Genomic DNA, 25,869 nt, shown 5'->3' with positions numbered 1-25,869 from the left:
AAATCACCTCTCGCCGGCCCTCTTGGTGACTGCCACGACAACCCAGCTCTTGGTCTTGCTTATCGGCCTGGTCTCCGCTATAAGAACGCGGTCGCCAACCTTTGCATCGATGCACTCCGGGTTGTGGGCGTGAATCTTGCTCCTCCTGAGCTCATACCTCTCGTACTTCTTGAGGTAGTGGTAGTGCTGCCTCTCAACGACGACGGTCTTCTTACCTTTGTCGCTGACGACGACGCCCTCGAAGTATCTGCCGTGTATCTTGAGGTGCCCGTGCCAGGGGCAGTGCGGATCGTCACACTTCTCAGCGGGAGGCTGAACCTTCAATCCGATCTCTCTCATCTTCTCCACCTCTTCTTCAGTCTCATCTCGGGTCTTCCAATCAGCTCTTTTCCGTTGATTCGGATCCTTTTATCGCCAACCTCAAATTCGAGCTCCGCCACGTCCTTCGGGATAACCCAGACCCTCTCACCGCCGATGGTGAGGGTGTTCCTCGTCTCGTCAAGGACGTAGCCCTCGATGCCAACCAGCTCTGGATGAGATGCCCTTATAATTTTTGCTTTCAGGCCTATGAGCTCGTGCCAGACGATGTTTTTGGCAGTCACTCGATCTCTATCAGATCCTCGGAAAATCCAAGGTCTGCGAGCAACTTCTTGACCCTGTCTCTGTGGTCGCCCTGGAGCTCGATCCTTCCTTTTTTCACCGTTCCGCCGCATGCCAGCTTCGCCTTCAGCTTCTTTGCTATATCTTCAAGGTCGAACTCCTTCTCGTCTATGCCCTCTATTATGGTTTTAAGCTTTCCGTATCTGGCTTTCTCTATGTAGACCCTAATTCTCTGCTGCTCCTTCAGGACCTCCTTAAAGAGCATCTCATCCAGAGGGTTAACAATCCTTGGCACCGAACCTCACCTTTTCTCCCTAAGCTTCTCCTTCTTTATGGTAAGCAGGCGCGCGATGTCGCGCCTGAGGTTGCGGATGACCATGGGGTTCTCGGTGGAAGCCCCCATGGTGAGCACACCCCTCTCCTTGGCGAGTTCGAGGCGGAGCTCCCTGAGCTTCTTCTCGATCTCGTCAAGGCTCATCTCCCTAATCTCACTCGGCTTCATTGGTGCTCACCTCTTCCTGAACCTTCTCGATGACCTCGATCTCGTCCGGGAGCTTGGCGTCGGGCGGCATTATGGAAACCTTAACACCGATGACACCGAGCTTGAGCTTGGCCTGGGCGTAGCCCTTGCTGACGAGGGTCTCGGCAGGGTTTCCAACCTTGGCGAGGTAGCCCTGGTAGAAGCGAACGCTCTTGGCCCTCTCGCCGGTAAGCTTTCCGCTGAGCCTTATCTCGACACCCCTCGCACCGTTCCCCATGATGGCCCTTATGGCAGAGTAGGCAGCCCTCCTAAAGTGGACGCCCCTCTCAAGGGTCTGAGCCAGGCGAACCGCCTGAACCTTGGCGTTGAGGTAGGGGTTCTTGATCTCCTCGACCTCTATCTGGGGATTCTCAAGGCCAAACTCCCTCTCAAGAATCCTGGTAAGCTCCCTTATCTTCCTTCCGCCCCTTCCGATAACGTAACCGGGGTTGGCAGCGAAGATGACGACCTTGGTTCCGAGGGGGGTCTTCTTGATGTCGATTCCACCGTAACCAGCTCTCCTAAGCTCCTTCTCAAGGTACTCATCAATGAGCATCTCCTTAACGCCTTCCTTAATGAAGTATCTCTCGATCGCCAAAGGTCTCACCTCCTAATCTCCTCGACGACTATCTCTATGTGGGTGGTCTGCTCGTTGAACGGTGTGGCCCTTCCGAAGGCCCTCGGGATGTACCCACGAAGCACTGGACCCCTGTGAGCTGCCGCGTGGATTATCTTGAGCCTGTCAACGTCGAGGCCCTTCTGCTCGGCGTTGTTCCTGGCGTTGAGGAGCACCTTCTTGACGGCCTTGGCGACCTTGACCGGGTACCTTCCCGGACCGAAGCCCTTGCCCGGCTTGTGCCCCTGGCTGTCGTGGTGCTTCCTGAGCGGAACCGGCCTCTTGAGGGCTATGACATCGTCGAGGTAGCGGAGAGCGTCGTTGACCATCATGCCCCTTATCTCCCTGAGGAGCTCAACGCTGTGCTTGGGGGAGATTCTGAGGTCCCTTCCGCTAGCGCGAGCCATCCTCTCGGGGTCAAAATTTTGGAATGAGTAGGAAAACCTGCCCCTGCTCATCTATACCACCTCACTTGACCGCCACGAACATCGATGACCTGGTAGCACCAACACCAGGTGATCCGTGCTGGACTATCTTCCTCGTGAGTGCGAACTCGCCGAGGTAGTGGCCTATCATCTCCTCCTTGATCTCGATCGGGACGAACTCCTTCCCGTTGTGGACGTGGATGGTCATGCCGACCATCTCAGGAAGTACAACCATGTCCCTGCTGTGGGTCCTTATCGGCTTGTTGTACTTGCCCTTCTTAGCCAGGCGAATCTTCCTGAGGAGCTTCTTCTGCTCCGGGGAAAGGCCCCTCTTAAGGCTCCTCCTCTGCCTGGCCGGGAGGAGCTTGGCGAAGTCCTCGAGTGACATGTTGAGCAGTTCCTCGAAGGTGTAACCCCTGTACCTAAACTCCTTCTTTCTCGCCATCTTCATCACTTCCTCCTACCAGTTCTTCTCGCGGCTATGTGACCGACCTTCCTTCCGGGCGGGGCGCGCCTCGAAACCGTTGAGGGCCTTCCGATGTGGTGCTCCTTACCACCGTGCGGGTGGTTGACTGCGTTCATCTTGACACCCCTCGGCTTCGGCCAGAACCTGTTCCTCGCCTTGGCGATGTAGTAGGCCTTACCGGCCTTGACGATCGGCTTCTCCAGCCTACCGCCGCCTGCAACCACACCAATGGTGGCCCTGCACTCAGGCTTGAACTGCTTGAGCTCACCGCTCGGAAGCTGGACTATGACCTTGTCCTTCTCCCTGCTGACGACGAGTGCGTAGGCACCGCCGGCCCTAACGTACTTCCCTCCGTCGCCCGGGACTCCCTCGATATCGTAGACGTAGCTTCCCTCCGGGATCATGGCAAGCGGAAGGGTGTTGCCGATCTTTACCGGGGCGTTCGGTCCGATGGCAATCTCCTCACCCACGAGTATTCCCTCGGGGGCTATGATGAGCTTCTCCATGCCGTTCTCGAACTTGACGCGAGCAACCGGCGCGGTCCTTCCAGGGTCGTGGAGTATCTCGACGACCTTGCCGACGAGGGTCTTCTCTTTGGTAATGTTGAGCGGAACGTACCTGACGGCGCCCCTGTACCTGTGGGACGGCGCCCTAAAGGTCGTGGTTCCCTTACCTCTCCTCTGCTGAATCAAACTCTTTCCCATCTCACTCACCCCGTCAGAACAATCCTATCCTGGCAGCAACCTCACTTGCGCTGTACTCAGGCTTGAGCTTCACGTAGGCCTTCTTCTCTCCCCTCATGGTTATGAGGGTGTTGACCTTCTCGACTTTGACCTCGAACATCTCTTCCACGGCCCTCTTGATGTCCTGCTTGGTGGCCCTCTTGTCCACTATGAAGGTGAGCTTGTTCTCGTTCTCAATCATCGCCACGGCCTTCTCCGTGACGACCGGCTTAACTATAACCTTGTAGGGGTCCATCTCTCATCACCCGTAGATCTCCCTAAGTCTCTCTATGGCACCCTTCGTCCAGATGGTAAGCCTTCCCGGGTGGGTACCCGGAGCGAGCAGCTCGGCGCTGAGGTTCTCGACTGTGACGACGTCAACACCCGGGTGGTTCCTCGCACCCTGGACTATGCCCTCGTTCTTCGCGACAACCACGAGCGGACCCTTGGCCTTCTTGTAGCGCCTTCCACGCATCTTACCCTTACCAGCCCTGATCTTGGTGTTCTTCTTTGCCCTCTCGATGTCGTCCCAGACGCCGAGCTTCTTGAATATCTCCCTGGTCTGGGCGGTCTTGAAGACCTTCTCAAGGTCGTCGGTTACTACAATCGGAACCTGCGGGACGTTGTCAACGACGTGGCCCCTAGCCCTGACGAGGTCGTAGTTGGCCGTTGCAGCGATGGCACTCATTATAGCCAGCCTGCGCTCCTTCTTGTTGATGTCCTCCCAGATGATCTTCTCGACCTTCGGCGGGTGGGTTCTCCTTCCTCCGACCGCGAAGGGAACGAAGGCCGCAAACCTGGGGGAGGTCTTTATCCTCTCAACCCTCGCCATGCCGTGGCCCTTTCCGATGTTCTCGGTGACGCGCCTCTTACCGGCGTATGGGCTCCTTCCCTGAGGCTGTATCCTGTGGGTCCATGATGCGATGACGGCCCTCCTGATGAGGTCGGGCCTGTAAGGAGTGCTGAAGACCTTGGGAAGCTCGATCTCCTCCACCGGCTCGCCTTCGAGATTGAAAACCTTAACCTTCATTTATCTCACCTCACTGCTTGGACTCCCTACTGACGTAGGTTATCTGCGGCCTCTCAACGGGCGGCCTCTTCTTCGGTGCCCTTATAGCCGGCCTGACCCTGACGATCCTCTTGAAGGAACCCGGAACGGTTCCCTGGATCATTAGGAAGTCGCTCCTTATGATTCCGTAGTGCGGGAAGCCACCCTTCGGGGTGATGTCTACCTCGTTCTTCTCGTCGAGCTTGAGCTTGCCGTTCTCACCGATGGCGATGAGCCTCTTGTTGAACTCGGTCCTGTGGTGGAAGCCCATCTGACCGGCCTGCGGAACGGTCCACATGACCCTGGTCGGATGCCACGGACCGAGGTTACCGATGTGCCTGGCCTTGCCAGCCCTCTGGGCCTTGTGGAACTGTATCTTGACGCCCCAGCGCTTGACCGGGCCCTGGGTTCCCTTGCCTTTGGTGACGGCTATGATGTCAAGAAGCTCGCCCTCGTGGAGAACCTCGCTTGCCCGTATCTCCTTGCCGATCTTCTCCTTGGCGTAGGCAAACTTGGCCTTGACGTCGTCGCCACCGATGGCGTACTCCATGACCTCGGGCTTCTTCTTGAGCTTGATGAGCCACGGCTGGGTGTGGACGAGAAGCCTGACATCAACTATCTCGCCGTCGTTGACGAGGTCCTCAAGCTGGCCGAGCTTGGCCTGGAAAGCATCCTCGTTGTAGTCCTTCGGCAGGGTCTTTATGCGCCTCTTAACGTGGTCGTTCAGCTCGTGGAACCAGACCTCGGTAGCCGTTTCAAGCCCGAGGTAGCCCTGCCTGTAGGCCCTGATGCCGTAGACGAAGAGCGGCGGGACCTCCACGATAGTGACCGGCATGAAGATCTCCTTGCCCTTCGTGAGCCCTGGTCTGTCGTCTATCATGAGGACGTGGGTCATACCGGCCTTGTAGCCGGCGAAGCCCAGCATCCTGACCTCGCTGTCCTTCGGCCACTTCCTGATTCTCGGGACTATGCTCTTAGCCCTCTTTCTCGGGGAGTAAGCCAGTGAACCTCTCCTTGGCCTGTGTATTTTTCCCATCTCAATCCCTCCTTATGAGATTAAATATTGCGAGAGTCGCGAGGAGCGCCTCCTCGGTGCGGACGGTAGCTGTCCGCTGATTTGGAACCGTGTTGAGGATTAGATCAAAGGTATAATCCTCCTCGCCGAGGAGCTCGATCACGCCCTTCCTCGGTGAGCCAAAGACGAATCCGACCTCCCCCTCCAGCGGGGGAAGCTTCACCTCTCTAATGTCGCGACCCTTACGCGAGGTCGCGATGACCAAATCCAGCCTGGCCTTTTTAAGTGTTTTCGCCAATGACTTCCCAGTTAGGTGCACCCTGTACCCCCAGTACTCCTCTGGCTTCGCTGGTATCACCCTGAGAGGCCTTACCGAGACGATCCTGAACGTTGCACGCCCTTCAACGTTCCCTTCGACCATCGCGAGGTCGTCGAGGCCGATGTCTGCGTAGATTCTGCGCCCCTTCCTGAAGGCAAAGCCCTCGCGGATTTCGCCCACCTTAGGTTTTCCCTTGAGCTTGTGGTGCGGGGTTCTGAGCGGCGGTATAACGCCGGCGTACTTGAGCTCTGGCATGAGCGGGAACAGCCTCTTTCTGAGATACTGGGGCGTTTCCGCGTATTCGAGGATGGTCTTGATGAACCTCCCGTCCCGACCGCCGGCCCTGTAAATCCAGATGTGCTCGACGCCGAAGATGGCACAGGCCCTGGTTATCTGTCCGACCTTGTAGGTTCTGATCTTTGGGTCGTCACTCTCTTCGAGGAGCGAATCCGGAATGAAGACGTGCCAGGCCATTTTCCCGTCATCCTTCGCTGTGGTCACTTCAACGCTGAACTGGGGTCTATGGAGAGTATTTAAAAGGCTTTCGAACCTTTCCACCCTTTTTTGGTTTGAGAGGTGTACAATTTTTTTGCAAAGCAAACTTCACCTTCGTGAAGTTTGATCAAGGTTGGTAGCTCATCACTGAACTTCCGGAGCTAAGAGTGTGATCCCTCCCCAAACGCCCATTCCAAAAACGGAATTCAACTCAACGGGCAGGTATTATTAGGAGTTCCTGCTCACTGACGCCCTTCGGGCGTCGATTTAAAGTGAACTCACTCTTAGTGACTTGCTTTTATAGAAAAAGCCTCATTAGCTGGATCACTAGCTCAGACTAACTCTCAGAACGAGAGCTACAAACTTTTGGTCAAGCTTTCCTAAAGCTTGCTCTGTACTCTCAAACCCCCAAAGTGGGGCTTCGCCCCACGGAAAGAAACTTTGCCTGCGCAAAGTTTCATCAAAGTTTGTACGTGCTTTTCAGGTGCCGTAATTCTGAAGGTTTTCCTCTTAAGCAGGTTTTCTCTAAGAGGGGTTTACTTTTAATAGCGCCCGAAGGGCGCGAAGGAGATAAACCCAACAGACATCGGCTACTCTGCCCAAGAAAGCCACTAAAAGTCCCTCACATAACGAAACACGTACGAGCTACTTCAAGGCGATTAAGTCGAGTCAGAGCCATTTGGTCAAGCTTTGCGCAAGCAAAGGTTGCTGGGGGGCTAACGCCCCCACACCCCCAATCAGCCCTTGCAAAGCAAGCGCTGGCGGAAAGTAATAATAGTGCTTCCCCTAAGCCAATTTTAACAAGGGTTTACCCTCGAGATTCAGTTTTTGAGTGAGAACATCTCCAAGGAATCCTTTTGAATGGGTTCGCTTCAAAAAGACGCCCGAAGGGCGTCAAAGAGTAGGAAACCCTCACAAGATACCCTTATTATGCGCGTTCTTCGTTAGATCGGGGGCATTGGAAAGAAAACCCGATGTTGTAACCCCCACCTTGTTTGAGGACGAATTGTTTGATGAAACTTTGCGCAAGCAAAGTTTCTTAGAAAGGACTAACTTGCCGGGGTGCGAGTTGATGGGGCTTTCCTCAGGAACGTTAATAACAGACAAAAGTTTGAGAAGACCATTAAGGGCCCAAATATCCTCAGAGCTTCTTTATCTCCTCGCCCTTTCCAAACTCGCCCCGCTTTATTATTTCGAGCGCGAAGGCAGCTCTTGAAGAGGAACCCAAACAGAAAAGCCAACGAGATAATAACCGCGGTTATCATAATGGCGATTATCATTCTCAGCGAATTTAAAAAGAAAGCACGCGCCTCAAAAACAAAGCAGGGGAAACCTCAGTCCACAAATGCCAGCCCGTTCCACAGCTCTTTTATCTCCCTCGTCGCGTCTGGGTAAACGCGCTTAAAGGTTATCCTCCAGTAGCCGTTCTTCAAATCCTCGATGTCCTCGATGTGAATATTCACGCCCAGCCTCTCGAAGTGGGTGACCATTCTGTGGGCGGTGCTTATGTTCTTGACCCGCACAGTGAAGGTCTCCTCGACCTCTCCGCCGTTGGCAACTTCGTGGATGCTCTCGACGAAGGACCTCAGCAGGGCCTTTCCGAGGGCTTTGGCATACTCGTCGAACTCCTCTCCCTTGACGTGCTTCTCGGCGAGGTAGAAGGCGAGCCTCTCTATCCTCCCCATGAAGTAGCCGTGGGGGAGGTCGAAGAATATGTGCGAGCCTATCTTTATGTCGTTGATGTTGGCGTATGGCGTCACGTACTTCGCTATCTTCCTCATGTCCGGGCTCTTCATGACGATGCCTTCCCTCTTCTCCCTACCGAGCCTCTCTATCAGGTCGTAGAGCTCATCCAGGCGGGAGCGGTCAAAGAGGCCGAAGCGCTCAACCTGTGGAATCCCGTACTCCTCCGCGAGTTTATAGCGCTCTTCAACTGGCAGGCTCTTTCCGGTTCCCTTCTCCTGGATGTCGAAGAGGAAGAACTCTATATCCTCCTTCACGTAGGGCGGCCCCTCGACTATGTAAGGGCTCTCGGGCCCGGCCATCTCCCCAGCCAGGACAAGGTTGGGATAGTCCTTAAAGAACTCGAAGTTCACGAAGTCCTCTATTCTCTCGGTGGTGAAGGGGCAGACGAAGCCGCCGCGGGTGAGGGCGAGAACCCTGTCCTCAACCTTAACGACGCGGACGTTATAGCCATCCACCTTCTCCTCGACGTAGAACGGCCTGCTTTTGAAGACCCGCTTTACCCCGTTCTCAAGCTGGACGACGCGCTTTATGTGGGGAAAGCCGAGGACTGCCTCGCCGTTCTCAAAAACTACCGTGCCTCTGCGGAAGCCCTTGGCGGAATCGCGGAAGCGGACGTACCTGATGCCCTCAAACTCGTCCTCAACGATGCCTCCCTTACCCTCTAGAACGAGAAGCCTGTCCTCGGGAACGCCGATCTTAAGGAGTAGGCTCATGAAGTGAGAGCTTACCATCTTCCCACCAGTAAGGATAGGGCGGCATCGTTAATAATCATTATGAATATATGGGAAAACCCTAGCACAAAATCTGCCATGAGTAGCGCACAAAAGTTGGTAAAGGAAGAGCCCAAGGGGCTCAGCATGCACATCAGAGCTTCATCGTGGAAAGAACCTTGGTGGTGACGTCGTTGCCTTCCTTGTCGTAGATCCTGTAGTAAGCCGAGTAAGGCAGCTTCATCTTGGCCCTGTGCATGGCGCCGAGGGCGAACTTGAGGTGGGCCTCGTTCACCCAGACGGTGAGGATCTTCTGGTCCTTCTTAACCCTCGCCGCCAATCCAATCGGCTTTCCGAAGGGCCTGCGCATACCGTTTCCGTAACGGTCGGCCTTCCTTCCGGTAGCCATCGGGTTCTCACGGAGAACCTGGAACGGGAAGACCCTTATCTTGAAGTGGTAGTTGCTCCTTCCGACGTTCTTCTGGAGGTACCTGTTGACCTGTATACGGATGGCCTCAAGGGCGTTCTGCCTTATCTGCATGGCCTGCTCGGCGTGAAGGCTGACCTCATACTCGAACTCGGCCGAGAGATTACCCATGTCGAATATCGTTATCTTCGGACCCGGAGCACCGCGTATGTACTCCCTTCTTGTGTAAGCGGGCTTGTCAACGTCCCTATCAATCTTTGCTGGCCTCAGTCCCATACTCTCACCTCCAAATAAGCGTAAGCTAAGCCTAAACTTAGCTTGCCCTCGCTTTTATAAAAGTTTTGGAGTGTCCCCCAACAGTGGCCGCTACTCCACTCCACCTTTAAGCTTAACGGCCTCCCAGAGGAGCAGGAGGGAGACTGGTGTGAAGGCCAGAAGGGCGAGGTTGAGCGTTAGGACTCCCCGAAGCTCCCCCAGAAAGTAGGCGAAGCCAAAGAGCATTCCTCCGAGAAAGGTGGACAGGTTCTGCACCCCGTTGACGCCCCCTATCGCGAGAGAGGAGCGGTGGTAGCTTACCAAAACCTTCCTCGAAATCGGGCGAAAGCTCTGGAAGGCGAAGAGGGCAAGGAATATCCCAAGGAAGACCGTCGGGGCAGTCTTCACCGCGGCAAGAAGCGGGGAAACCGCAGCCATGATAGAAGTCAGAACGACCATCCTTCTCTCGCTCCTCACGTCGGCGAGCCACGAGATGCCGTAGCTCAGCATGGCGGAAAGAAAACCGGCCCAGCCTACGAGCGTTGCGGTCGTTGCCTTGTCCATTCCCAGAGCCTCGGAGACGTAGACGTAGGTTATCTCCCCCGAGGTAAAGGCGACTATGACCGCCATCAGGGAGGCTATTATCAAAATCCTCCTCGGGTCGAGGCTCGGCTTTTCGCCGTCAGGGGTTTTCTTCCGTTTGGGCGTTATTCTCCCGTAGAGGAGGGCGTAGCTGGCCACCATTATCAGGCCCGTTAAGACGAAGAAGGCCGAGGAAATCCACATCTGGCCACCCAACCCGAGGTCTATCGTGTAAGCGTAGACGTAGTTCCCGAGGAGCGAGGCTATGCTCCCGAAGAAGAAGTAAACCGAGGTCACCCTCGCCCTTATCTCGTTGGGCGTCGCCACGGCTATGACGAACTGGGCCATCGGCCAGCTCAGACCGTTGAGGAAGCCGTTGAGGAGCTTTATCCCAGCAACCTGGACCCATGTAGAGGTGAGTGGGTAGAGCTGAACGGACAGGGCGTTACCCATCATCGCGAGGGCACCAACGTAAACAAGCTTTTTACCCCTCTCAAGCATCAAACCGCCGAGAACCGAGGAGAAAGCCCTAGCGAGGACAAAGGACATTGATACAATTGAAACGGACAGCATGCTTGCTTTGAGAATATCACGGGTGTAGAACGCTATCGCTGGGGTGGCGAGGCGAAAGGCTATCGTGCCGGTGAAAGCGGAGATAATCAGCAGGATGATTCCAGCAAGGCGTCGCCGTTCCATCAGACCACCTTCTGAACGTTAGTCCAACGCTTTAAAAGCCTTGGTCGTGTTGAAAAGTTTTCAGATATTGGACTTCTAGAAGAAAAAAGCTTCAAAAACCAGCCCCCTGGCTGAAGAGAACCCTTTTATAGCTCTCACGTCAACTCCCGCCGAGGTGATGTTGATGGAGCTGAGGTTCGACATGCAGTACGAGGACGCTTACAGGGAAGTTTACGAGATGGTGAAGCCCAAATACAAGCTCTTTACCGCTGGTCCCGTCGCCTGCTTCCCAGAGGTTCTCGCGATAATGAGCGTCCAGATGTTCAGCCACCGCTCGGCCGAGGCCAAGGAAGTTCACGTTGATACTCTCAACAGGCTCAAGGCATTCCTCGAGGCCGATAAGGGCGAGATAATCCTCTTCCCGAGTTCTGGAACCGGCTTCATGGAAGCAGCTGTTAGAAACACCGTCCCGCGCGGCGGAAAGGTTCTTGTCACCGTCATAGGTGCCTTCGGAAAGCGCTTTGCAGAGGTCGTTGAGGCCAACGGCAGAAAGGCCGTTGTCTTCGAGAAGGAACCAGGACAGGCAGTTAAGCCGGAGGAGCTCGACGACGCCCTCAGAAAGAACCCCGATGTCCACGCGGTGACGATAACCTACAACGAGACTTCAACGGGTGTCCTCAACCCGCTCCCCGAGCTGGCAAAGGTTGTCCACGAGCACGACAAGCTCCTCTTCGTTGATGCCGTCTCTGCTATGGGCGGCGCCGACATAAGGTTCGACGAGTGGGGCCTCGACATGATATTCGCGAGCAGTCAGAAGGCCTTTGGTGTTCCACCGGGATTGGCGGTTGCGGCAGTAAGCGAGCGCGTCTTTGAGATAGCCGAGAAGATGCCGGAGCGCGGCTGGTACTTTGATCTCCCCCTCTACAAGAAGTTCAACGAGAAGAAGAAGGGAACACCCTCAACCCCGCCGCTTCCGCAGATATTCGGCCTCAACGTCGTGTTGAGGATAGTCGAGAAGATGGGCGGAAAGGAGAAATGGCTCGGAATGTACAGGAAGAGGAGCGAGATGATAAGGAACGGAGTAAAGGAGATGGGCCTTGGAATTTTGGCAGAACCTGGCTACGAGAGCCCGACCATCACCGCCGTTGTCGTCCCCGAGGGAATGAAGGGTGTTGACGTTTACAACGCAATGCGCGAGCGCGGCTTCGAGCTGGCTAAGGGTTACGGAAGCGTCGCCGAGAAGACCTTCAGGATTGGAAACATGGGATACATGACCTTTGAGGACATAGAAGAGATGCTTGACAACCTTAGAGAAGTCATAGAAGAACTGAAGAAGAAGTGAAATCAGAGCAGGAGCTTCAGCTCCCCGTTCTTCACTTCGTAAATTTTGTTTATCCCCTTTATTCCTGTCCTCCAGTCCCTCTTGAGTTCCACGACCATGTCGAACTTGTCAAAGGTTTCATCATCGATGCGGAGCCAGTGCTTCACCTCGCTTTTTATGTCATCGGTGAGCGCGAGAGATGTCACTATGAAGGCGTAGTCGTCTATAAGCTCCCGGAAGACCCTGGCGACGTCTATCGTGTGGAGCGTATCGATGACAACGTAATCCGGGTTTATGGCCTTTATTTTGGATATCACCTCGGCAGTGCGCTTTTCGAGCGGCTGGCTGTCGAACTGGGTGTCTATGACGACCACGTGGTGTTTGAATGGCTTGAACTCGCCGTAGGCCGTAATTACCGCCACCTTCTTGTCATCTGGAATGAAATGCATCAAGGCCTCGACGAGCTTCGTCTTTCCGGAGCGGCTGGAACCGACGATGAGAACGTCCTTTTTGGCCAAGATTGCCTCTTTAAGAACCTCAAGCTGCTCTTGCGTTGCGGAGCCATAGCGGACGAGGTCTTCCGGCGTGAATATGTAGACTCCCATATTACCACCGTACGGGATTCCCGCGGAGGGTTATAACGATATCGATACCTCAGATAAACAAATGTCAGTTTAGGACCAGAATTTAGTCAATTATCCAAAAAATTCGCCAATTAAATGTCTTATTCTGTCCAAAATCCAAAGTCTTTTGGATAAAAGCCATAAAGGTGAAACTCGATGACAAAAACAGGTGATACCCATGAACGCCCTTCAAATCGTAAGCAGAAAAATTGAACCTGTACTCAACATACAGACGAAGGTTATTGACTATATGACGAGATACATGGTAAGCAGGGGCTTCAAGTGGATGCTCCCCGTGATGCTCAGCTCAATAACAGATCCCCTATGGCCGGACCCCGCGGCGGAGGATGCCCTGAAGCCGCCCGAGGTCGAGGTCTACGGCTCCAGACTGCGGCTGACCCACAGCATGATACTCCACAAGCAAATGGCAATCGCGATGGGGATAGATAGGCTCTTCATCCTCTCGCCGAACGTGAGGCTCGAGGGAAGGGATGCAGACGACGGCAGGCACGCCTACGAGTTCACACAGCTCGACTTCGAAATCGCCTACGCGAGCATGGACGACATTATGAGCCTCATCGAGGGGCTCATCAGCGGACTCTTCAAGGAGGCCAGGAGCTGGGGACTCGAACGCGAGATCCCCAAGGTAAGGCCGCCCTTCAGGCGCTTCACACTGGAGGAGATAAAAGAGGAGTTCGGGAGTGAGGACGAGGCCAGCAGGCTCATGGATGAGCCCTTCTGGATAACGGACATTGAAAGGGAGTTCTACGACAGGGAAGACCCTGAAAGACCCGGCCACTTCAGGAACTACGACCTTTACCTTCCTGAGGGCTACGGCGAGGTTTCAAGCGGGGGAGAAAGGGAGTGGGAGTACGAGAAGATACTTGCGAGGATACGCTCCTCTGGGTTGAGCGAAGAGTCGTTCAGGCCTTACCTCGAGGTTGCAAAGGCCGGCCTGCTGAGGCCCAGCGCAGGAGCAGGAATCGGTGTCGAGCGATTAGTCCGCTACATGGTCGGGGCAAAGCACATAGCGGAAGTTCAGCCCTTCCCGAGGGTTCCTGGCGTTCCAGCAGTGATTTGACCTCTGCCTTTAACATCTTTATGCTTCAAAATTGATTTAAACGTATTCTCCAAACTTTTTTTGGCGATGGCAATGAGAAGAAGCCTGTTTCCAGCGCTGAGAAAGTTCAGGACCTACCTGAACACCGCGGGCCTCGGTCTCATGCCAGCAAGCGCCCTCCAGAGGACCAATGAGCTTCTAACGGATGTCATCGGGTTCGAGGGCGAGGTCAATTCAGTGGACTATATGAACCCGACTTTCCTCGAGCCAACGCTCAGGGAAGCGGCGAAGCTCATGAGGGTCAGCGTAGAGAACGTAAGCCTCTCAATCCAGACCACAGAGGGACTTAGGAGACTCCTCTTCTCGATGGAGCCGCGGAAGGGACAGAACGTAGTCTCGCTTGACACAGAGTTCCCAACGACACCGGCGCTCCTGAAGAGCTATTCCGAGAGGTTCGGCCTAGAACTCAGGGTGGTCAAGAACGAAAACGGCCTCCACCCGTTGGAGACCATCGAAAGGGCTATAGACGACAACACCCTCGCCCTAGTCCTCAGCAGCGTCAATTGGGTCACCGGCGAGAGAATCAATCTGCGGGAGCTCTCCAAAGTTGCCCACGAACACGGGGCATGGCTTATTATTGATGCCGTCCAGCATCTCGGCTCCCTGCGGCTCTATCCGGAGAGGGAAGGGGTGGATGCTCTCGCAGCCGGCGGGGAAAAGTGGCTCCTGAGCCCGGACACCGGGGCGGGACTGATCTACGCCTCAGATGAGTTCTTAGAGGAGGCAAAGCCCATAACAGGCCTTCTCAGCATGGAGCCTCCAACCGGGGACTGGGGAAGCTGGTGGGGGCTGCCGGACAAGGACCCATGGGGCGAGCTGAAGATTTCCAGAGGCACCAGAAAGCTTGATTTCGGTGGCGGGCCGCCGTATATTATTGCCGCGGCCTTCAGGGCCTCACTGGAGCTGATAAATGAGATAGGAATTGAGGAGATAGAGCGCCACAACCTGAAGCTCGCGGAGAGGGTAATGGAGGAGGCTCTGAGCGCGGGGCTCGGGGTTTTTGGCGGAAACTCCGCGATAGTGACCGTAAAGACTGGCATGGGCTACGAAGCAGAGGAAGAAGTATACAGAAGGCTCTCCGAGAGAGGAATCGCAGTCAGTCACCGCGGCGTCTTAGGGCACCATGGCATAAGGGTCTCGCCGCACCTCTACAACACAATGGAGGACGTTGAACTGTTCCTGGAGGAGCTGTTCGGGACCATGGGAGGCTGACTTCCAAAAGGGCTTTTCTTTTTCCCAGTGTTTCAACTTCCCATGTGGATAAATAGGGGAGAAATCAGGGAGAGAAGAGCTCAAGGGCTCTGTTGACCTCTTCAACCGCCTTACCGACCCTCAGCTCCATTCCAAAGGCGTTGGTTACTGTTCCTTCCTTCGCCGCCCATAGACCGGCCGGGAGCACCAGCACATCGCCCGGAAGCTCCTTCTCCGTTCTCCCCATCACGACGTAAGCTTCCACCTCGGGTATTCCGGTTATCCCCGCTTTGATGAGACCGGCCGCGTTAACGCCCGGATGCAGTATCAGCGTCGGGACATCGAGCGGCTCTCCGCCCTCGAGTATCGCAACGTCGTAGTCCTCTTCAACGATTTCCTTGCCCTTCAGGAGTATCTTGAGGAGGGGGTACTTCTCAACGTCGGCCTTCAGGAGGACGCGCTTCGCTTTTCTAACGTCGTCGAGCGTGGCCGTTGATATTGCCCCTTCCACCGTGGAGCCTATTGGAATGCCCTTCTTTTCCGCAAAGGCCTTGAAGAAGGCTATCTCCTCGTTCGTCAGCTCAGGAGTGAGTATCAGGGTGTAGTCCTTCTCCTCTATGAAGCGCCTTGCCTCCTCCCATGACACCGGCTTCCCGTTGAGGAGCGGCCCGGCTAAGTCCTCGGCCCAAGGCCTGGCGAAGCGGCAGAGGTCGCAGAGGTGTTTGTTCCAGCTCTCTTCCGCCCTCGAAGCCCTCACGAGCATGCCGTCGTAGGTCTCGACGTTCATCTCGCATGCAAAGCTACAGCCGTTGCAGACGGTCTTTACCGGCTCAGTCTTCCACGGCCCGGGCTTGACGAAGGGGAGCCTCTCTGTTATAGCTCCTACAGGGCAGAGGTCTATCATCTCGCCGAGGAACAGGCCCTCCATGTCCCCGAGGCCCTCCCCGAGCGGCGGTGAGATTCTCGTCTTGAACCCGCGGAAGAGGTAGTCAAGAACCCCTTCCCCGGCAACGTCGTGGGTGAAGCGGACGCACTGGCCGCAGAGGACGCACTTGTTGTTATCGAGCGTAATCCACGGGTGGCTCTCGTCTATTTCAAACCTGTTCCCCTCGCCCTCGAAGGCGTCCTGCCTAGCGTTGTAGAGCGTCGCGTACTCCCTCAGCTTGCACCTGAAGACCTCCATACAGCCGCAGCTCATACAGCGTTTGGCCTCTTCGAGAACCTGCTCCTCGGTTAAGGCCGGCTCGACCTCCTCGAAGGTTCTCTCCCTCCTTTCAGGGTCGAGGAGCTTAACCTTAACCCTCGGCTTCCTCTCAACGTGCTCATAGTCCTTCTCCGTCACCTTCTTCCAGTGGTTATAGGGCCTTAGGTCGAAGAGAACCCTGTACAGGTCGTCATCGGCTAAAACCTCCTCGATGTGCTTCTCCGGCTCGGTGAGGACTTCTTTGGCTTTCTCGAGCTTGCCTTTAAGATACATGTCTATCATCACCGCGGCCCTTCTTCCCGTTGCTATGCTCTCGATGACGGTTGAAGGCCCGAGGACGAGGTCGCCGCCGGCGAAAACGCCCTCAAGGTTTGTCTGGAGCGTCACTTCATCCACAACTGCCTTCCCGCGCTTTGCCTCGATGCCGAGGCTCTTGAGAAACTCCTCGTCGCAGTACTGCCCTATGGCGAGGATGACGTTGTCGGCCTTAACCCTGAACTCCGAGCCCTCTATGGGTATTGGCCTCCTCCTCCCGCTCGCGTCCGGCTCGCCGAGGCGCATCTTTACGAGTTCAACCTCCTCGACCTTCCCGTCGCCGAGTATTCTGACAGGGTTGGTGAGGAAGAGGAACTCCACGCCTTCTTCCATCGCTTCCTCCACTTCCCTCTCGTTTGCCGGCATCTCGGCCTTCGAGCGGCGGTAAACGACGGTGACCTTTGCGCCGAGCCTCAAAGCTGTCCTTGCGACATCCATGGCCGTGTTCCCGCCTCCAACGACTATGACGCGCTCGCCGAGCTCGACCTTTTCGCCCGTGTTGACCTTCCTGAGGAACTCTATGCCGTGCATCACTCCCTCAAGCTCCTCGCCCGGAATCCCCATCTTCCTGCTTCTCCACGCGCCGACGCCGAGGAAGACCGCGTCGTACTCTTTGCGGAGCTCCTCAAGGGTTACGTCCCTTCCGAGGGCGGTATTAGTTTTCACCTCGATTCCGGTGTTGATGACGGTCGCTATGTCTTTATCGAGCACGTCCCTCGGCAGTCTGTAGGGTGGAATGCCATAGCGCATCATGCCGCCGAGCTCTGGCATCGCCTCTATTATGGTAACCTCGTGGCCCATCGTTCTCAGGTAGTAAGCACATGCCAGTCCGGCCGGGCCCCCACCGACGACAGCAACGCGCTTCCCGGTCGAGGGCGGAATCTCAGGCATCCACGGGCCGTGCTCAAGGTCGTAGTCCGCCGCAAACCTTTTGAGCTGCCTTATAGCGAGGGGCTCCTCGACGAGGTTTCTCCTGCAGGCCTCTTCACAGAAGGCCGGACAGACCCTCCCGAGAACGGCGGGCAGAATGTACTTCTCCTTCATCAGCTTGACGGCTTCATGGTACTTGCCCATCGCTATGAGCGCGAGGTAGCCCTGCACGTCGCTGTGGGCCGGACAGCCGTTCTGACAGGGGCCGATACAGTCGCCGTAGTGGTCGGAGAGGATGAGCTCAAGGGCAGTCTTCCTCATCGAAACAACTTCGTCGCTCAGCGTCTCAACGGAGAGCCCTTCCATTGGTTTGAGGGTGCACGAGGTGGTAACTCCCCTGGGAGTGCTCACGAGACAGAGCCTGCAGGAGCCGTAGGGTTCGAGCTCTTCGGTGTAGCAGAATCCTGGAACGTGTTCCCCAATCTCGCGCAGGAACTCTATGAGCGGTTTCTCCGCCGGAACGTCTATTTCCTTACCGTTAAGGGTGATTTTGACCATCACTCATCCCTCCCGGTGAGGATTTCAATCGCGTTGAACCGGCACACCTCGTAGCAGGTTCCGCACTTGATGCAGGCTTCCTGGTCTATGGAGTGGGGCTTGAGCCTCTCGCCGCTTATGACCTTGGCAGGGCAGAATATCGCACACGCCGTACAGCCGGTGCACTTGTCGGCAATGATGACGTACCTTATGAGCGGCTTGCAGACCTTGGCTGGGCATTTCCCTTCGATGTGCGCTAAGTATTCATCCCTGAAGTAGCGGAGCGTCGTTAGGACCGGATTTGGAGCGGTCTGGCCAAGGCCGCAGAGCGAGCCCGCCTTGACCTGATAGGCCAGTTTTTCGAGCTTCTCAAGGTCTTCTAAGGTGGCTTCGCCCCTCGTGAACTTGTCCAGGATCTCCCACATCCTCTTCGTCCCCAGCCTGCAGAAGGTGCACTTGCCGCAGGACTCCTTCACAGTAAAGTCGAGGAAGAACTTCGCCACATCGACCATACAGGTGTCCTCGTCCATGACGACCATTCCGCCGCTCCCCATTATCGCTCCGGTGGCGTTGACGCTCTCGTAGTCAACGGGCGTGTCGAAGAGCTCTTCCGGGATGCAGCCGCCCGAGGGGCCGCCGAGCTGAACCGCCTTGATCCTCTTGCCCGTCTTAGTGCCCCCGCCTATCTCGTAGAGTATCTCGCGGAGCGTTATGCCCATTGGCACCTCCACGTTGCCGCCGTGCTTTATTTTACCCGAGAGGGCGAAGACCTTGGTGCCCTTGCTCTTCTCGGTCCCGAGGGAAGCGTAGGCCTGCCAGCCGTGCTTGATTATCCACGGCACGTTGGCCCAGGTCTCGACGTTGTTTATGTTGGTCGGCTTGCCCCAGAGGCCCTTTTGAGCCGGATACGGCGGCCTCGGCCTCGGCATTCCCCTCTTCCCCTCGATGGACGCTATTAAGGCCGTCTCCTCGCCGCAGACGAAGGCTCCCGCCCCTTCTTTGATGGCGATGTCGAAGGAGAATCCGCTTCCAAGGATGTTCTCCCCGAGGAAGCCCCTCTCGCGCGCCTGCTTCAGGGCTATTTTAAGGCGTCTTATCGCGAGCGGGTACTCCGCTCTCACGTAGATGAAGCCCTTAGTAGCTCCAATCGCGTAGGCACCGATTATCATGCCCTCTATGACGCGGTGCGGGTCGCCTTCAAGCACGTTCCTGTCCATGAAGGCACCGGGGTCGCCTTCGTCGGCGTTGCAGACGATGTACTTCTCGTCCCCTGGGGCCTGGCGGGTGAACTTCCACTTCATGCCGGTGGGGAAGCCGGCACCACCCCTCCCCCTGAGGCCGGACTTGATGATGACGTCTATTATCTCCTCAGGCTCCATCTGGAGGGCCTTCTTAAGGGCCTCGTAGCCGCCAGCAGCTATATACTCGTCTATGTTCTCCGGGTCGATGTAGCCCGAGTTTTCAAGAACTATCTTCTTTTGCTTGGCGAAATAGCCGTCCACGTCCCACGTCTTCCTCTCTCCGTTCTCCCACCAGTCGCGCTTGACTATCCACTCCTTAATGGGCTTTCCGTTGATGACGTGCTCCTCTATAATCCTCGGAACCTTCTTGGGGTCAACGTGGCCGTATGTGATGATCTCATCGTCGGTGATGATGTCCACGAGCGGCTCGCGGTAGCACATGCCGACGCAGCCGACTATCTTGAGCTTTACGTCAAGGCCCCTCTCCTCGAGCTCGCGCTTTAAGGCCTCGTAGGTCTCCTTCGCACCCGCTGCTATCCCGCAGGAGTTCATGCCAACCGCTATGGCCTTTATCTCAGACATCGAGCTTCCCCTCCCGGAGCTTTCTGATGAGCTTCCTCACCTTCTCTGGTGTCAGCTTGCCGAAGACCTTCTCGTTCACCATGAGGACCGGTGCCAGGCTGCAGCAGCCGAGGCAGGCGACGCGCTCAAGTGTTACGAGGCCGTCTTCCGTTGTCTGTCCCTCCTCTATGCCAAGCTCTTCCCTTATGGCCTGGGAGATGTTGACTGCCCCGTTGACGTGACAGGCAGTGCCGTGGCAGATTTTGACGACGTACTTCCCGAGGGGCTCAAAGCGGAACTGGGCGTAGAAGGTGGCCACACCGTAGACCCTACTGAGCGGGATTCCCAGGTAGCTGGCGATCTCCTCAAGCGCCTCTCTGGGAAGGTAGCCGAAGCGCTCCTGCGTCCTCTGGAGAAGTGGAATGAGAGAGCTCGGCTCGGGTGGATAAGAGCGTATGTAATCGAGATCTGCTTCCATAACCCTCACCCGTACTTTCCTTCGAAAAAACCTCGACTTTGATGTTTATAAAAGTGCACTAAAGCACATGTTTGAAACAATTGGTTGGCAACCGTTTGTTTGGAAAATTCATAATCAAGGCTCTTCAACTCATCAAAGGCCTGGGAAAGTTTACGGACCAGTGAAAAAAGGAAGGATTTATTCTTTCTATGGGGGTTTACGGGGGTTTAAGAAATGGCCCACGGCTACAACAGGATGATGCTTCCCCCGAAGAAGTATCCTTCAAGCCTTACCTCGAGGTTGCAAAGGCCGGCCTGCTGAGGCCCAGCGCAGGAGCAGGAATCGGCGTGGAGAGGCTCGTCCGCTATATTATGGGAGCAAAGCATATAGCCGAGATTCAGCCCTTCTCGAGGATTCTGGGAATTCCACCGGTTATTTAAGAACAGGATTTTCTCAAGCTTATCGAAACTCTTATATCCATCGTTTTCATAATTTAGCTAAGGTGGGGGTGGTGGACACGAGCGTCCTCAAAATAATCGAGAGCGTTAAGCCTGGCGAGATAGCCCTTCTTGAGTACCTGCCTTCGTACATCCCGGAGCTCACGCTCTTGAAGCTTATGGAATACTCGGAGGAGATGAAAATACCCCTCATAATAGACGACAACTTCGACACTCTACCTGTCATAGCGGCCCACATAGAAAACCTCGGGATCAAAGTGGACTTCAGCGGGGTCTACGTCATAAAGACCGGCGGCAGAATAGATGTGGGCAACGTTGTGGCGAGGGTCCCCTTCCACCCTGACCCCAGGGTTTACATAAAAAACTACGAGAAAGAGGCCAGCAAGGTCCTCGAAGATGTCGAGGATTCAATAAACCTGGTCCTCGGCCTCGAAAACTTCCTCAAAACCCTTTCAAGCCCATCAGATATTTACCTGGTCATTTGGATTCTTCAGAGGTTCCTGGGAAATACCAGGAGGAGGGCGTTCTACCTGCTCAACAAGAAAATACTAGACTCCCTCAGCCCAATTATTTCCAGCGAGATGAAAAGGGTAGCCAGCACGGTTGTCGAGATGGTTCCATATCCTACAGGTGCAATACTCCGCTTTGTCAAGAGCACCAACGTGGATCTATTCGGGGAGGAGTTAAAAGTTGATATAGTCGATATAGGTGGTGAACTATGAGCCTTTCCGAGCTTTTTAACCTCCTCGACGGGGCGAAGTTCGGCAGTACTGTCATCGTGGAAAACCGCGCTCCCCTGGGTGCGGAGGCACTCTTGGCAATCCTCCTCAGGTACACCCGCGAGAGGGAAATTCCAGTCTTTGTTGACGACATCCTTGACGCATTCCCCCTCTACGTCAAGCACCTTAATCTCATGGGGATAAACCCCGACCTCTCAAGCGTCAGGGTTCTCAAGATGGGTGGGAATGAAACCGTTGGAAACGTGGTCAACAGGGGACGCTTTGATATGGACCCTACTGTGTATATAAGCCACTATGAGAAGCTCTTCTCCTCAGCGGCTCCGAAAGGAGAATTCATTGACATCGTACTTGGCATTGACAGGCTCTTCGTTTTCCAGGACAACCTATCGGGAACTTGGGCCATCCTGCGCGCCATGAAGCCCATCGTCACCAACAGGAAGAGAACCGCGTTCTACATACTGGAGTCCGCGATAATGGAAAACCTCAGAATGAAACCCCTTCCAGTTCTCGAAGACCTAGCTACTTCGGTGTTTGAACTGAAGCAGGAAGGACGCATGCTAACCGTAGACATCAGGAAGGATCCCTCGATGTTCAGAACGAAAATTGATACCATAAAGCTTGATCTGAGGGAAGTTTTCTCTGAGTAGGGGCAAAAACAACCCGGTGAAAATCCATGGGGTTCCTGAACAGGGTATTCAGGAGAGCCAAAGACGACAATCCCCTAGAAATAGTCTCCAGAGAGCCAGTGGGAAAGTTTAGGGTAAGCAAAACCCTCCGGGTCATGGGCAGACAGGTTCTCATCGGCGAGGTTCTTGAGGGGGTTGTTTACCCCGCTTACAAGGTCAAAGCGGGTAGGAAAGTTGCCATCATCTACCGCATCGAGAAGGGGCACAGGGAGGTCGAGTTTGCCGCCCCCGGTGACATGGTGGCACTCATCCTCGAAGGAGAAGTAGAGGTGGGGAAAAACGATGAAATCGAAGTCTATCAGTCGTGAGGTGAGAGCATGATAATCTGGGACGACCACTTCCACGTTGACCCCTACCACGGACTCTTCCTTGAGGCTGTGAAGGAGTTCCACCGTGCCGGAGGGACGCATCTCGTCGTTGTTTACAAGACGGCCCATGACTACGGCTTTCCGGGCCTCAAAGCGGAGGACTTCATCAAAGCGATGGACTTCCACATTGAGCTTGTTGAAAAAATCAACAAGGAGACGCCGGTGAAGGCTTATGCAGTCGTTGGCGTCCACCCGGCAGAGTTTGATTACCTGGCGAGGGAGAAGGGCCTCGAATACGCGAAGAGTGAAGTTATGAAGGCTTTGGAATACGCCCAAAAACTGTGCCTTGAGGGTAAGGCGATAGGAATAGGTGAGATAGGCAGACCCCACTACGAGGTTCCTCCTGAAATCTGGGAGGCGAGCATAGAGCTGATGAAGTACGGAATGGCGCTGGCGAAGGAGGCCGACTGCGCGGTTCAGCTGCACACGGAGAGTTTCGACGAGGCAAAATTCAGGGAGCTGGGAGAGTACGTCAAGGAAGTCGGAATAAAGCCTTACAAGGTCGTCAAGCACTTCTCGCCACCGCTGGTGAAGGTGGCTGAAGAAGTCGGCGTCTTCCCGAGCATAATATCCAGCAGGAAGAACATAAAAGCCGCAATAGAGCAGGGAAACAGGTTCATGATGGAAACCGACTACATAGACGACAAACGCCGTCCGGGTGCGGTTTTAGGGCCAAAGACCGTGCCGAAGAGGACAAAGGCCTTCCTCCAGAACGGCATCTTCACCGAGGAGGATGTTTACAATATTCATGTGGAAAATCCGAGGAAGGTTTATGGGGTCGAGGTGGAGGAGTAGAGGGGTTTTCCTTCTTCCAAAACCGTCCTTATGAAGCTGTCCTTTCTCCTTTTGAACTCCTCGGGCTTGATGACGATGGGACTTACCAGCTCGCCGTGTTTGAGGAGAATATCGGTTACAATCTCCATAAGCTCGTCGAAATCAACCTCCCCCACTATGAGCACATCAATGTCGCTCTCTTCGTCGTAGTCGCCCCTCACGTATGAGCCGAAGAGAATAACCTCCTCTATTGAGTCACCAAAGCGCTCTCGCAGGGTTCTCAGGAACTCACTGAGAGCTTGGGCCTTTTCTTCGGTTGGTTCATAATAGACATCATAATCTGCCTTAGAACGGAGGGAGAAAGCAGAGGTCAGGTACTTGGCATAAATCCTCTCGACAAACCCTTCGTCTACAAAATGGAGGCCAAACATCCTAATCACGCCGGAATGTTTGCGGGGATTTAAACCCTTCACCAGGAGCAGGGCCTTCGCCGCGTGAAACATGGAATAATAGGCGCGACTAATCGCGTCCCTGAGCTTACTGTTCTGGAGAAGGATTTTGGCCGAGGACAGCTCCTCCTCTGCGAGTTCAAGGTGTCTGAAAACCTCTTCTGGAATAGCCATGCTCCCACCGAAGTAGTTTTTTGACTTCCGCGTATTTAACTCCTCCGTCAGACCTCCACCTCCCTTACCACTCTAACCACCCCCGGCCCTCCAACCTCTCCCTCAACCTCGAAGACCTTCCCGAGGAACTTCTCGACAACCCAGACGTTGGTAACGAGATGGTTGGTTATCTCCGCAACTCCTATTTCCCCGCCGGCGAAGGCCAAGAACGGTATCAGCTGGTCGCCAAGGAACTTATCAACTGCCGCCCGGGTCTTCAGCTGGTCGAGGAGTTCGTCTGCCGCCTCCCTGCCGACGACTTCAGCGGGTTTGCCTCGCTTCCCAAGGGCATCACCGCCGAGCCTGAGCATGTCCGTTTCGGCCCAGACCACTATCCCGCTCCCCGGGCCGAGTGAACGGCTCACTTCAGTCTCTATCTCCACCGGAACGTTGTAGAGCTCCCCAATTCTCTCCCTTGCGGCCTTTGCCTGCCTCTCAGCAACGTGGGCCGGCAGGTTTGTTGCGTGGCTTATTCCGGCGAAACGTTCTACCTTCTCCCATTCCAACGCCACCAACGGCCTTTTCTCTTCCCAGGGCTCAACCCTGCCAGCAACAACTCCACCGCCTTTTGGGTAGTGGCCCCTCCTCCTGATTTCGAGTTCAACCCTCAGTCCCATCTTGCCGAGCGCAAAGAGGGTAACGTGCTTGAGGTAGTCCACGGGCGGACTCCAGGGGACGTCGGTTCCACCGGTTACCTCAAAGCTCCCGCCGACGAAGGCCATGGCCGGAAGCAAAGCCTGGAGAACGAGCGTTATACTGCCGGCGGTGCTTATTGGGACGCGCACGTGCTTTGGCTTTGCTTCCCCGGGGATGAACTCGAGCTCGGTCGAGCCAACCTGAGCGCCCTTAACCCTCGCGCCGCTCAGCTCCTTCAAGGCAAGGATTCCGTGGAGGTGCTGGGGCTTAAGGCCCGAATTTGGTCTGTTGGCACGAATGTTGTATATCCTCACGGCTTTTCCGGTTATAACCGAGAGGGCCACGGCGGTCCTAAGTATCTGTCCGCCACCTTCGCCGTAGGAACCGTCTATCTCAACCCACCCCATTCTCTCACCGCACCTATCTTCCGTAGGGGGGCTAAAAAACCTGACGAAAGGCTTTTACATGAAGGAACCAACACTCACCGGTGTGTCCATGGACGAGCTTGAGTTCTGCATCAAAAGCCTGAGCTACCCCATAGGGATGCTCCTTGAGAAGCTTGAGAAGAAACCAGGGGAGTTTATCCATGTAGTAGGTGGTAAAATCACCCTTCCAGAGGTTCCCTTCGCGGCCCTCTGCTACCTGACAGGGATAGCGCTCTTCGACTCCCTTGACATGGTGGACAAGAAGAGACTGAGCGGGGACTACGACTCCATAGTGGCCTTCGGGAGAAAGCTCCTGGATTCAAAGTCCGCGGAAGGCCTGAGAACCTACCTCAAAAGCCCTGGGAGATACATTTCACCGGGGGAGAGACTCTCGATAGACTGGCTGGAGTTCGAGAGGAGGGCCGAAAGGGTTAGGCCCTACCTGAGGAGGGTGGTGGAAGTTCAGGGAAAAGGTGCCCTCCAGAGAGAATTCCTGGAGAAAGCCGCGTTTCTCTCCGAGCTCACCGTGGATGAGGGGTTGCTCCTCGGCTACATTGCGGAGGACGAAAAGCTGAGGGGGCTTATAAACGCGGCACTGGGCAGGCACAACCCAGAGTTCAAGGCGGCGGTGCTCAGGTACTTCAAAGCCCTCCGAGGTTGAGCCTCACCGCCAGGGAGACAGCCTCTTTCTCAGCCAACCCCTTCTTCTCGATGAGAGCCATGACCAGCCTCGCCAGGGCCTCAACGTTTTGCAGGTTGAGCTTTTCCGGAGGGTAGTCTAGGAAGTAGCCTGGCGCGACCTCAAAGCCAAGCCTCGCCGAAAGCTCCGCCGCGAACTCTTCAGGTGAGAGGGGCGGGATCCTCAGAACCGCGGAAAAGTCAAGGAAACTGTACTTCCCAGCATCCTTGGTCTCGACAACGATGGGATAATCCCGCTTACTGCCCAGCAGTTCGACAACCTTCTCGACCGGCGGTTCTTTAAGCAAAACCGCGTTTTCCGGGAGGAACTCTGATAGTTCTATTCCCCTGAGGTTCTCAACGAGCGTGTCAACGCCCAGG

At 55.3% G+C, this 25,869-nt stretch carries 30 protein-coding genes and 1 pseudogene; 9 read left to right on the top strand and 22 right to left on the bottom strand.

Annotation, left to right across the window (positions count from 1 at the left end; translation table 11 throughout):
- Positions 1 to 3: 3 nt before the first annotated feature.
- The 15 genes from A3L08_RS04100 to A3L08_RS04030 all read right to left on the bottom strand — a co-directional run bounded on the left by A3L08_RS04100 (position 4) and on the right by A3L08_RS04030 (position 10,642).
- Positions 4 to 339, bottom strand: coding sequence for a 30S ribosomal protein S17 (locus A3L08_RS04100; RefSeq protein WP_088853824.1), 336 nt, complete (start codon positions 337 to 339; stop codon positions 4 to 6).
- Positions 336 to 713, bottom strand: coding sequence for a ribonuclease P protein component 1 (locus tag A3L08_RS04095; protein ID WP_088853823.1), 378 nt, complete (start codon positions 711 to 713; stop codon positions 336 to 338). Before A3L08_RS04095 ends, A3L08_RS04100 begins: the two co-directional genes overlap by 4 nt.
- On the bottom strand, positions 599 to 865 hold the full coding sequence (gene yciH, locus A3L08_RS04090) for a stress response translation initiation inhibitor YciH (RefSeq protein ID WP_232461778.1): 267 nt from the start codon (positions 863 to 865) through the stop codon (positions 599 to 601). The genes A3L08_RS04095 and yciH overlap by 115 nt, the downstream gene beginning before the upstream one ends.
- A 36-nt stretch (positions 866 to 901) precedes the next feature.
- Complete coding sequence (gene rpmC / locus A3L08_RS04085; protein ID WP_088853821.1) at positions 902 to 1,102, bottom strand: 50S ribosomal protein L29; 201 nt, start codon at positions 1,100 to 1,102, stop codon at positions 902 to 904.
- Positions 1,089 to 1,718 carry a 30S ribosomal protein S3 gene (locus A3L08_RS04080; RefSeq protein ID WP_088853820.1) on the bottom strand — a complete coding sequence of 210 codons (630 nt, stop codon included), beginning with the start codon at positions 1,716 to 1,718 and terminating at the stop codon, positions 1,089 to 1,091. Before A3L08_RS04080 ends, rpmC begins: the two co-directional genes overlap by 14 nt.
- 5 nt (positions 1,719 to 1,723) lie before the next feature.
- Positions 1,724 to 2,194, bottom strand: a complete 471-nt coding sequence (rplV, locus tag A3L08_RS04075) for a 50S ribosomal protein L22 (RefSeq protein WP_088853819.1) — start codon at positions 2,192 to 2,194, stop codon at positions 1,724 to 1,726.
- 10 nt (positions 2,195 to 2,204) lie between these two features.
- Positions 2,205 to 2,606 carry a 30S ribosomal protein S19 gene (locus tag A3L08_RS04070; RefSeq protein WP_088854885.1) on the bottom strand — a complete coding sequence of 134 codons (402 nt, stop codon included), beginning with the start codon at positions 2,604 to 2,606 and terminating at the stop codon, positions 2,205 to 2,207.
- 5 nt (positions 2,607 to 2,611) lie between these two features.
- The gene (locus A3L08_RS04065) at positions 2,612 to 3,331 is read right to left on the bottom strand and encodes a 50S ribosomal protein L2 (protein ID WP_088853818.1); all 720 of its coding nucleotides are present in this window, start codon (positions 3,329 to 3,331) and stop codon (positions 2,612 to 2,614) included.
- 13 nt (positions 3,332 to 3,344) lie between these two features.
- Positions 3,345 to 3,605 (bottom strand): 50S ribosomal protein L23, encoded by a 261-nt coding sequence (locus A3L08_RS04060; RefSeq protein WP_088853817.1) that lies wholly within the window; start codon positions 3,603 to 3,605, stop codon positions 3,345 to 3,347.
- 6 nt (positions 3,606 to 3,611) lie between these two features.
- On the bottom strand, positions 3,612 to 4,379 hold the full coding sequence (rpl4p, locus tag A3L08_RS04055) for a 50S ribosomal protein L4 (protein ID WP_088853816.1): 768 nt from the start codon (positions 4,377 to 4,379) through the stop codon (positions 3,612 to 3,614).
- Between the two features lie 10 nt (positions 4,380 to 4,389).
- Positions 4,390 to 5,433: a 50S ribosomal protein L3 gene (locus A3L08_RS04050; RefSeq protein ID WP_088853815.1), complete on the bottom strand. Its 1,044-nt coding sequence runs from the start codon at positions 5,431 to 5,433 to the stop codon at positions 4,390 to 4,392.
- 1 nt (position 5,434) lies between these two features.
- Positions 5,435 to 6,205 carry a putative RNA uridine N3 methyltransferase gene (locus A3L08_RS04045; RefSeq protein ID WP_088853814.1) on the bottom strand — a complete coding sequence of 257 codons (771 nt, stop codon included), beginning with the start codon at positions 6,203 to 6,205 and terminating at the stop codon, positions 5,435 to 5,437.
- Positions 6,206 to 7,560: 1,355 nt separating this feature from the next.
- Complete coding sequence (locus A3L08_RS04040) at positions 7,561 to 8,703, bottom strand: RNA ligase (RefSeq protein ID WP_088853813.1); 1,143 nt, start codon at positions 8,701 to 8,703, stop codon at positions 7,561 to 7,563.
- Between the two features lie 133 nt (positions 8,704 to 8,836).
- A complete protein-coding gene (locus tag A3L08_RS04035) occupies positions 8,837 to 9,385 on the bottom strand; it encodes a 50S ribosomal protein L16 (RefSeq protein WP_088853812.1) in 549 nt (182 codons plus the stop codon).
- Positions 9,386 to 9,475: 90 nt separating this feature from the next.
- Entirely contained in the window at positions 9,476 to 10,642 is a 1,167-nt protein-coding gene (locus A3L08_RS04030; protein ID WP_088853811.1) for an MFS transporter, read from the bottom strand.
- A 163-nt stretch (positions 10,643 to 10,805) separates the two neighbouring features.
- Here A3L08_RS04030 and A3L08_RS04025 point away from each other — a divergent pair, with 163 nt between their 5' ends.
- Complete coding sequence (locus tag A3L08_RS04025; RefSeq protein WP_088853810.1) at positions 10,806 to 11,963, top strand: pyridoxal-phosphate-dependent aminotransferase family protein; 1,158 nt, start codon at positions 10,806 to 10,808, stop codon at positions 11,961 to 11,963.
- Between the two features lie 2 nt (positions 11,964 to 11,965).
- Here A3L08_RS04025 and A3L08_RS04020 read toward each other — a convergent pair whose 3' ends face one another.
- Entirely contained in the window at positions 11,966 to 12,547 is a 582-nt protein-coding gene (locus A3L08_RS04020) for a P-loop NTPase family protein (RefSeq protein WP_088853809.1), read from the bottom strand.
- Between the two features lie 196 nt (positions 12,548 to 12,743).
- Between A3L08_RS04020 and A3L08_RS04015 the strand changes: the two genes are divergently transcribed.
- Entirely contained in the window at positions 12,744 to 13,646 is a 903-nt protein-coding gene (locus tag A3L08_RS04015; protein ID WP_088853808.1) for an asparagine synthetase A, read from the top strand.
- Between the two features lie 72 nt (positions 13,647 to 13,718).
- A complete protein-coding gene (locus A3L08_RS04010) occupies positions 13,719 to 14,897 on the top strand; it encodes an aminotransferase class V-fold PLP-dependent enzyme (RefSeq protein ID WP_088853807.1) in 1,179 nt (392 codons plus the stop codon).
- Between the two features lie 64 nt (positions 14,898 to 14,961).
- On the opposite strand, the gene A3L08_RS04005 is transcribed toward A3L08_RS04010, so the two are convergent.
- Genes A3L08_RS04005 through nuoE form a run of 3 tightly spaced genes read right to left on the bottom strand, consistent with a single transcriptional unit; the run spans position 14,962 to position 20,082 of the window.
- Positions 14,962 to 17,823 carry an NAD(P)-binding protein gene (locus A3L08_RS04005; protein ID WP_088853806.1) on the bottom strand — a complete coding sequence of 954 codons (2,862 nt, stop codon included), beginning with the start codon at positions 17,821 to 17,823 and terminating at the stop codon, positions 14,962 to 14,964.
- Entirely contained in the window at positions 17,823 to 19,625 is a 1,803-nt protein-coding gene (gene nuoF / locus A3L08_RS04000) for an NADH-quinone oxidoreductase subunit NuoF (protein ID WP_088853805.1), read from the bottom strand. The genes A3L08_RS04005 and nuoF overlap by 1 nt, the downstream gene beginning before the upstream one ends.
- The gene (gene nuoE / locus A3L08_RS03995; protein WP_088853804.1) at positions 19,618 to 20,082 is read right to left on the bottom strand and encodes an NADH-quinone oxidoreductase subunit NuoE; all 465 of its coding nucleotides are present in this window, start codon (positions 20,080 to 20,082) and stop codon (positions 19,618 to 19,620) included. Before nuoE ends, nuoF begins: the two co-directional genes overlap by 8 nt.
- 239 nt (positions 20,083 to 20,321) lie before the next feature.
- On the opposite strand from nuoE, the pseudogene A3L08_RS03990 reads away from it, so the two are divergent.
- From A3L08_RS03990 to A3L08_RS03970, 5 genes and pseudogenes are all read left to right on the top strand, one after another.
- Positions 20,322 to 20,501, top strand: a pseudogene (locus tag A3L08_RS03990) (amino acid--tRNA ligase-related protein); the annotation flags it as partial.
- A gap of 71 nt (positions 20,502 to 20,572) precedes the next feature.
- Positions 20,573 to 21,241 (top strand): DUF257 family protein, encoded by a 669-nt coding sequence (locus A3L08_RS03985; protein WP_157721584.1) that lies wholly within the window; start codon positions 20,573 to 20,575, stop codon positions 21,239 to 21,241.
- On the top strand, positions 21,238 to 21,906 hold the full coding sequence (locus tag A3L08_RS03980) for a DUF257 family protein (protein ID WP_088853802.1): 669 nt from the start codon (positions 21,238 to 21,240) through the stop codon (positions 21,904 to 21,906). The genes A3L08_RS03985 and A3L08_RS03980 overlap by 4 nt, the downstream gene beginning before the upstream one ends.
- Positions 21,907 to 21,932: 26 nt before the next feature.
- Entirely contained in the window at positions 21,933 to 22,253 is a 321-nt protein-coding gene (gene pbp11 / locus A3L08_RS03975) for a tRNA-binding protein Pbp11 (protein ID WP_088853801.1), read from the top strand.
- A 9-nt stretch (positions 22,254 to 22,262) separates the two neighbouring features.
- Positions 22,263 to 23,108: a TatD family hydrolase gene (locus tag A3L08_RS03970; protein ID WP_088853800.1), complete on the top strand. Its 846-nt coding sequence runs from the start codon at positions 22,263 to 22,265 to the stop codon at positions 23,106 to 23,108.
- Here A3L08_RS03970 and A3L08_RS03965 read toward each other — a convergent pair.
- Together A3L08_RS03965 and rtcA are read right to left on the bottom strand one after the other, a co-directional pair.
- Positions 23,084 to 23,710: a HEPN domain-containing protein gene (locus A3L08_RS03965; protein WP_088853799.1), complete on the bottom strand. Its 627-nt coding sequence runs from the start codon at positions 23,708 to 23,710 to the stop codon at positions 23,084 to 23,086. The genes A3L08_RS03970 and A3L08_RS03965 overlap by 25 nt on opposite strands.
- A gap of 47 nt (positions 23,711 to 23,757) precedes the next feature.
- Positions 23,758 to 24,792: an RNA 3'-terminal phosphate cyclase gene (rtcA, locus tag A3L08_RS03960; RefSeq protein ID WP_088853798.1), complete on the bottom strand. Its 1,035-nt coding sequence runs from the start codon at positions 24,790 to 24,792 to the stop codon at positions 23,758 to 23,760.
- Between the two features lie 88 nt (positions 24,793 to 24,880).
- On the opposite strand from rtcA, the gene A3L08_RS03955 reads away from it, so the two are divergent.
- Positions 24,881 to 25,471 carry a hypothetical protein gene (locus A3L08_RS03955; protein WP_088853797.1) on the top strand — a complete coding sequence of 197 codons (591 nt, stop codon included), beginning with the start codon at positions 24,881 to 24,883 and terminating at the stop codon, positions 25,469 to 25,471.
- Here A3L08_RS03955 and A3L08_RS10105 read toward each other — a convergent pair.
- Entirely contained in the window at positions 25,452 to 25,796 is a 345-nt protein-coding gene (locus tag A3L08_RS10105; RefSeq protein ID WP_232461765.1) for a hypothetical protein, read from the bottom strand. The genes A3L08_RS03955 and A3L08_RS10105 overlap by 20 nt on opposite strands.
- Between the last annotated feature and the right edge of the window lie 73 nt (positions 25,797 to 25,869).

This window comes from Thermococcus pacificus, from assembly GCF_002214485.1.
GTDB lineage: Archaea > Methanobacteriota_B > Thermococci > Thermococcales > Thermococcaceae > Thermococcus > Thermococcus pacificus.
This window is presented reverse-complemented; position numbering and strand designations above follow the sequence as displayed.

What these genes read in the sequence shown, in the direction of transcription:
- A3L08_RS04100 (WP_088853824.1), bottom strand. Translation starts at nt 339, where the DNA reads ATGAGAGAGATCGGATTGAAGGTTCAGCCTCCCGCTGAGAAGTGTGAC.
- A3L08_RS04095 (WP_088853823.1), bottom strand. Translation starts at nt 713, where the DNA reads ATGCGGCGGAACGGTGAAAAAAGGAAGGATCGAGCTCCAGGGCGACCA.
- yciH (WP_232461778.1), bottom strand. Translation starts at nt 865, where the DNA reads ATGCTCTTTAAGGAGGTCCTGAAGGAGCAGCAGAGAATTAGGGTCTAC.
- rpmC (WP_088853821.1), bottom strand. Translation starts at nt 1,102, where the DNA reads ATGAAGCCGAGTGAGATTAGGGAGATGAGCCTTGACGAGATCGAGAAG.
- rplV (WP_088853819.1), bottom strand. Translation starts at nt 2,194, where the DNA reads ATGAGCAGGGGCAGGTTTTCCTACTCATTCCAAAATTTTGACCCCGAG.
- A3L08_RS04070 (WP_088854885.1), bottom strand. Translation starts at nt 2,606, where the DNA reads ATGGCGAGAAAGAAGGAGTTTAGGTACAGGGGTTACACCTTCGAGGAA.
- A3L08_RS04065 (WP_088853818.1), bottom strand. Translation starts at nt 3,331, where the DNA reads ATGGGAAAGAGTTTGATTCAGCAGAGGAGAGGTAAGGGAACCACGACC.
- A3L08_RS04060 (WP_088853817.1), bottom strand. Translation starts at nt 3,605, where the DNA reads ATGGACCCCTACAAGGTTATAGTTAAGCCGGTCGTCACGGAGAAGGCC.
- rpl4p (WP_088853816.1), bottom strand. Translation starts at nt 4,379, where the DNA reads ATGAAGGTTAAGGTTTTCAATCTCGAAGGCGAGCCGGTGGAGGAGATC.
- A3L08_RS04050 (WP_088853815.1), bottom strand. Translation starts at nt 5,433, where the DNA reads ATGGGAAAAATACACAGGCCAAGGAGAGGTTCACTGGCTTACTCCCCG.
- A3L08_RS04045 (WP_088853814.1), bottom strand. Translation starts at nt 6,205, where the DNA reads ATGGCCTGGCACGTCTTCATTCCGGATTCGCTCCTCGAAGAGAGTGAC.
- A3L08_RS04040 (WP_088853813.1), bottom strand. Translation starts at nt 8,703, where the DNA reads ATGGTAAGCTCTCACTTCATGAGCCTACTCCTTAAGATCGGCGTTCCC.
- A3L08_RS04035 (WP_088853812.1), bottom strand. Translation starts at nt 9,385, where the DNA reads ATGGGACTGAGGCCAGCAAAGATTGATAGGGACGTTGACAAGCCCGCT.
- A3L08_RS04030 (WP_088853811.1), bottom strand. Translation starts at nt 10,642, where the DNA reads ATGGAACGGCGACGCCTTGCTGGAATCATCCTGCTGATTATCTCCGCT.
- A3L08_RS04025 (WP_088853810.1), top strand. Translation starts at nt 10,806, where the DNA reads ATGGAGCTGAGGTTCGACATGCAGTACGAGGACGCTTACAGGGAAGTT.
- A3L08_RS04020 (WP_088853809.1), bottom strand. Translation starts at nt 12,547, where the DNA reads ATGGGAGTCTACATATTCACGCCGGAAGACCTCGTCCGCTATGGCTCC.
- A3L08_RS04015 (WP_088853808.1), top strand. Translation starts at nt 12,744, where the DNA reads ATGAACGCCCTTCAAATCGTAAGCAGAAAAATTGAACCTGTACTCAAC.
- A3L08_RS04010 (WP_088853807.1), top strand. Translation starts at nt 13,719, where the DNA reads ATGAGAAGAAGCCTGTTTCCAGCGCTGAGAAAGTTCAGGACCTACCTG.
- A3L08_RS04005 (WP_088853806.1), bottom strand. Translation starts at nt 17,823, where the DNA reads ATGGTCAAAATCACCCTTAACGGTAAGGAAATAGACGTTCCGGCGGAG.
- nuoF (WP_088853805.1), bottom strand. Translation starts at nt 19,625, where the DNA reads ATGTCTGAGATAAAGGCCATAGCGGTTGGCATGAACTCCTGCGGGATA.
- nuoE (WP_088853804.1), bottom strand. Translation starts at nt 20,082, where the DNA reads ATGGAAGCAGATCTCGATTACATACGCTCTTATCCACCCGAGCCGAGC.
- A3L08_RS03980 (WP_088853802.1), top strand. Translation starts at nt 21,238, where the DNA reads ATGAGCCTTTCCGAGCTTTTTAACCTCCTCGACGGGGCGAAGTTCGGC.
- pbp11 (WP_088853801.1), top strand. Translation starts at nt 21,933, where the DNA reads ATGGGGTTCCTGAACAGGGTATTCAGGAGAGCCAAAGACGACAATCCC.
- A3L08_RS03970 (WP_088853800.1), top strand. Translation starts at nt 22,263, where the DNA reads ATGATAATCTGGGACGACCACTTCCACGTTGACCCCTACCACGGACTC.
- A3L08_RS03965 (WP_088853799.1), bottom strand. Translation starts at nt 23,710, where the DNA reads ATGGCTATTCCAGAAGAGGTTTTCAGACACCTTGAACTCGCAGAGGAG.
- rtcA (WP_088853798.1), bottom strand. Translation starts at nt 24,792, where the DNA reads ATGGGGTGGGTTGAGATAGACGGTTCCTACGGCGAAGGTGGCGGACAG.
- A3L08_RS03955 (WP_088853797.1), top strand. Translation starts at nt 24,881, where the DNA reads ATGGACGAGCTTGAGTTCTGCATCAAAAGCCTGAGCTACCCCATAGGG.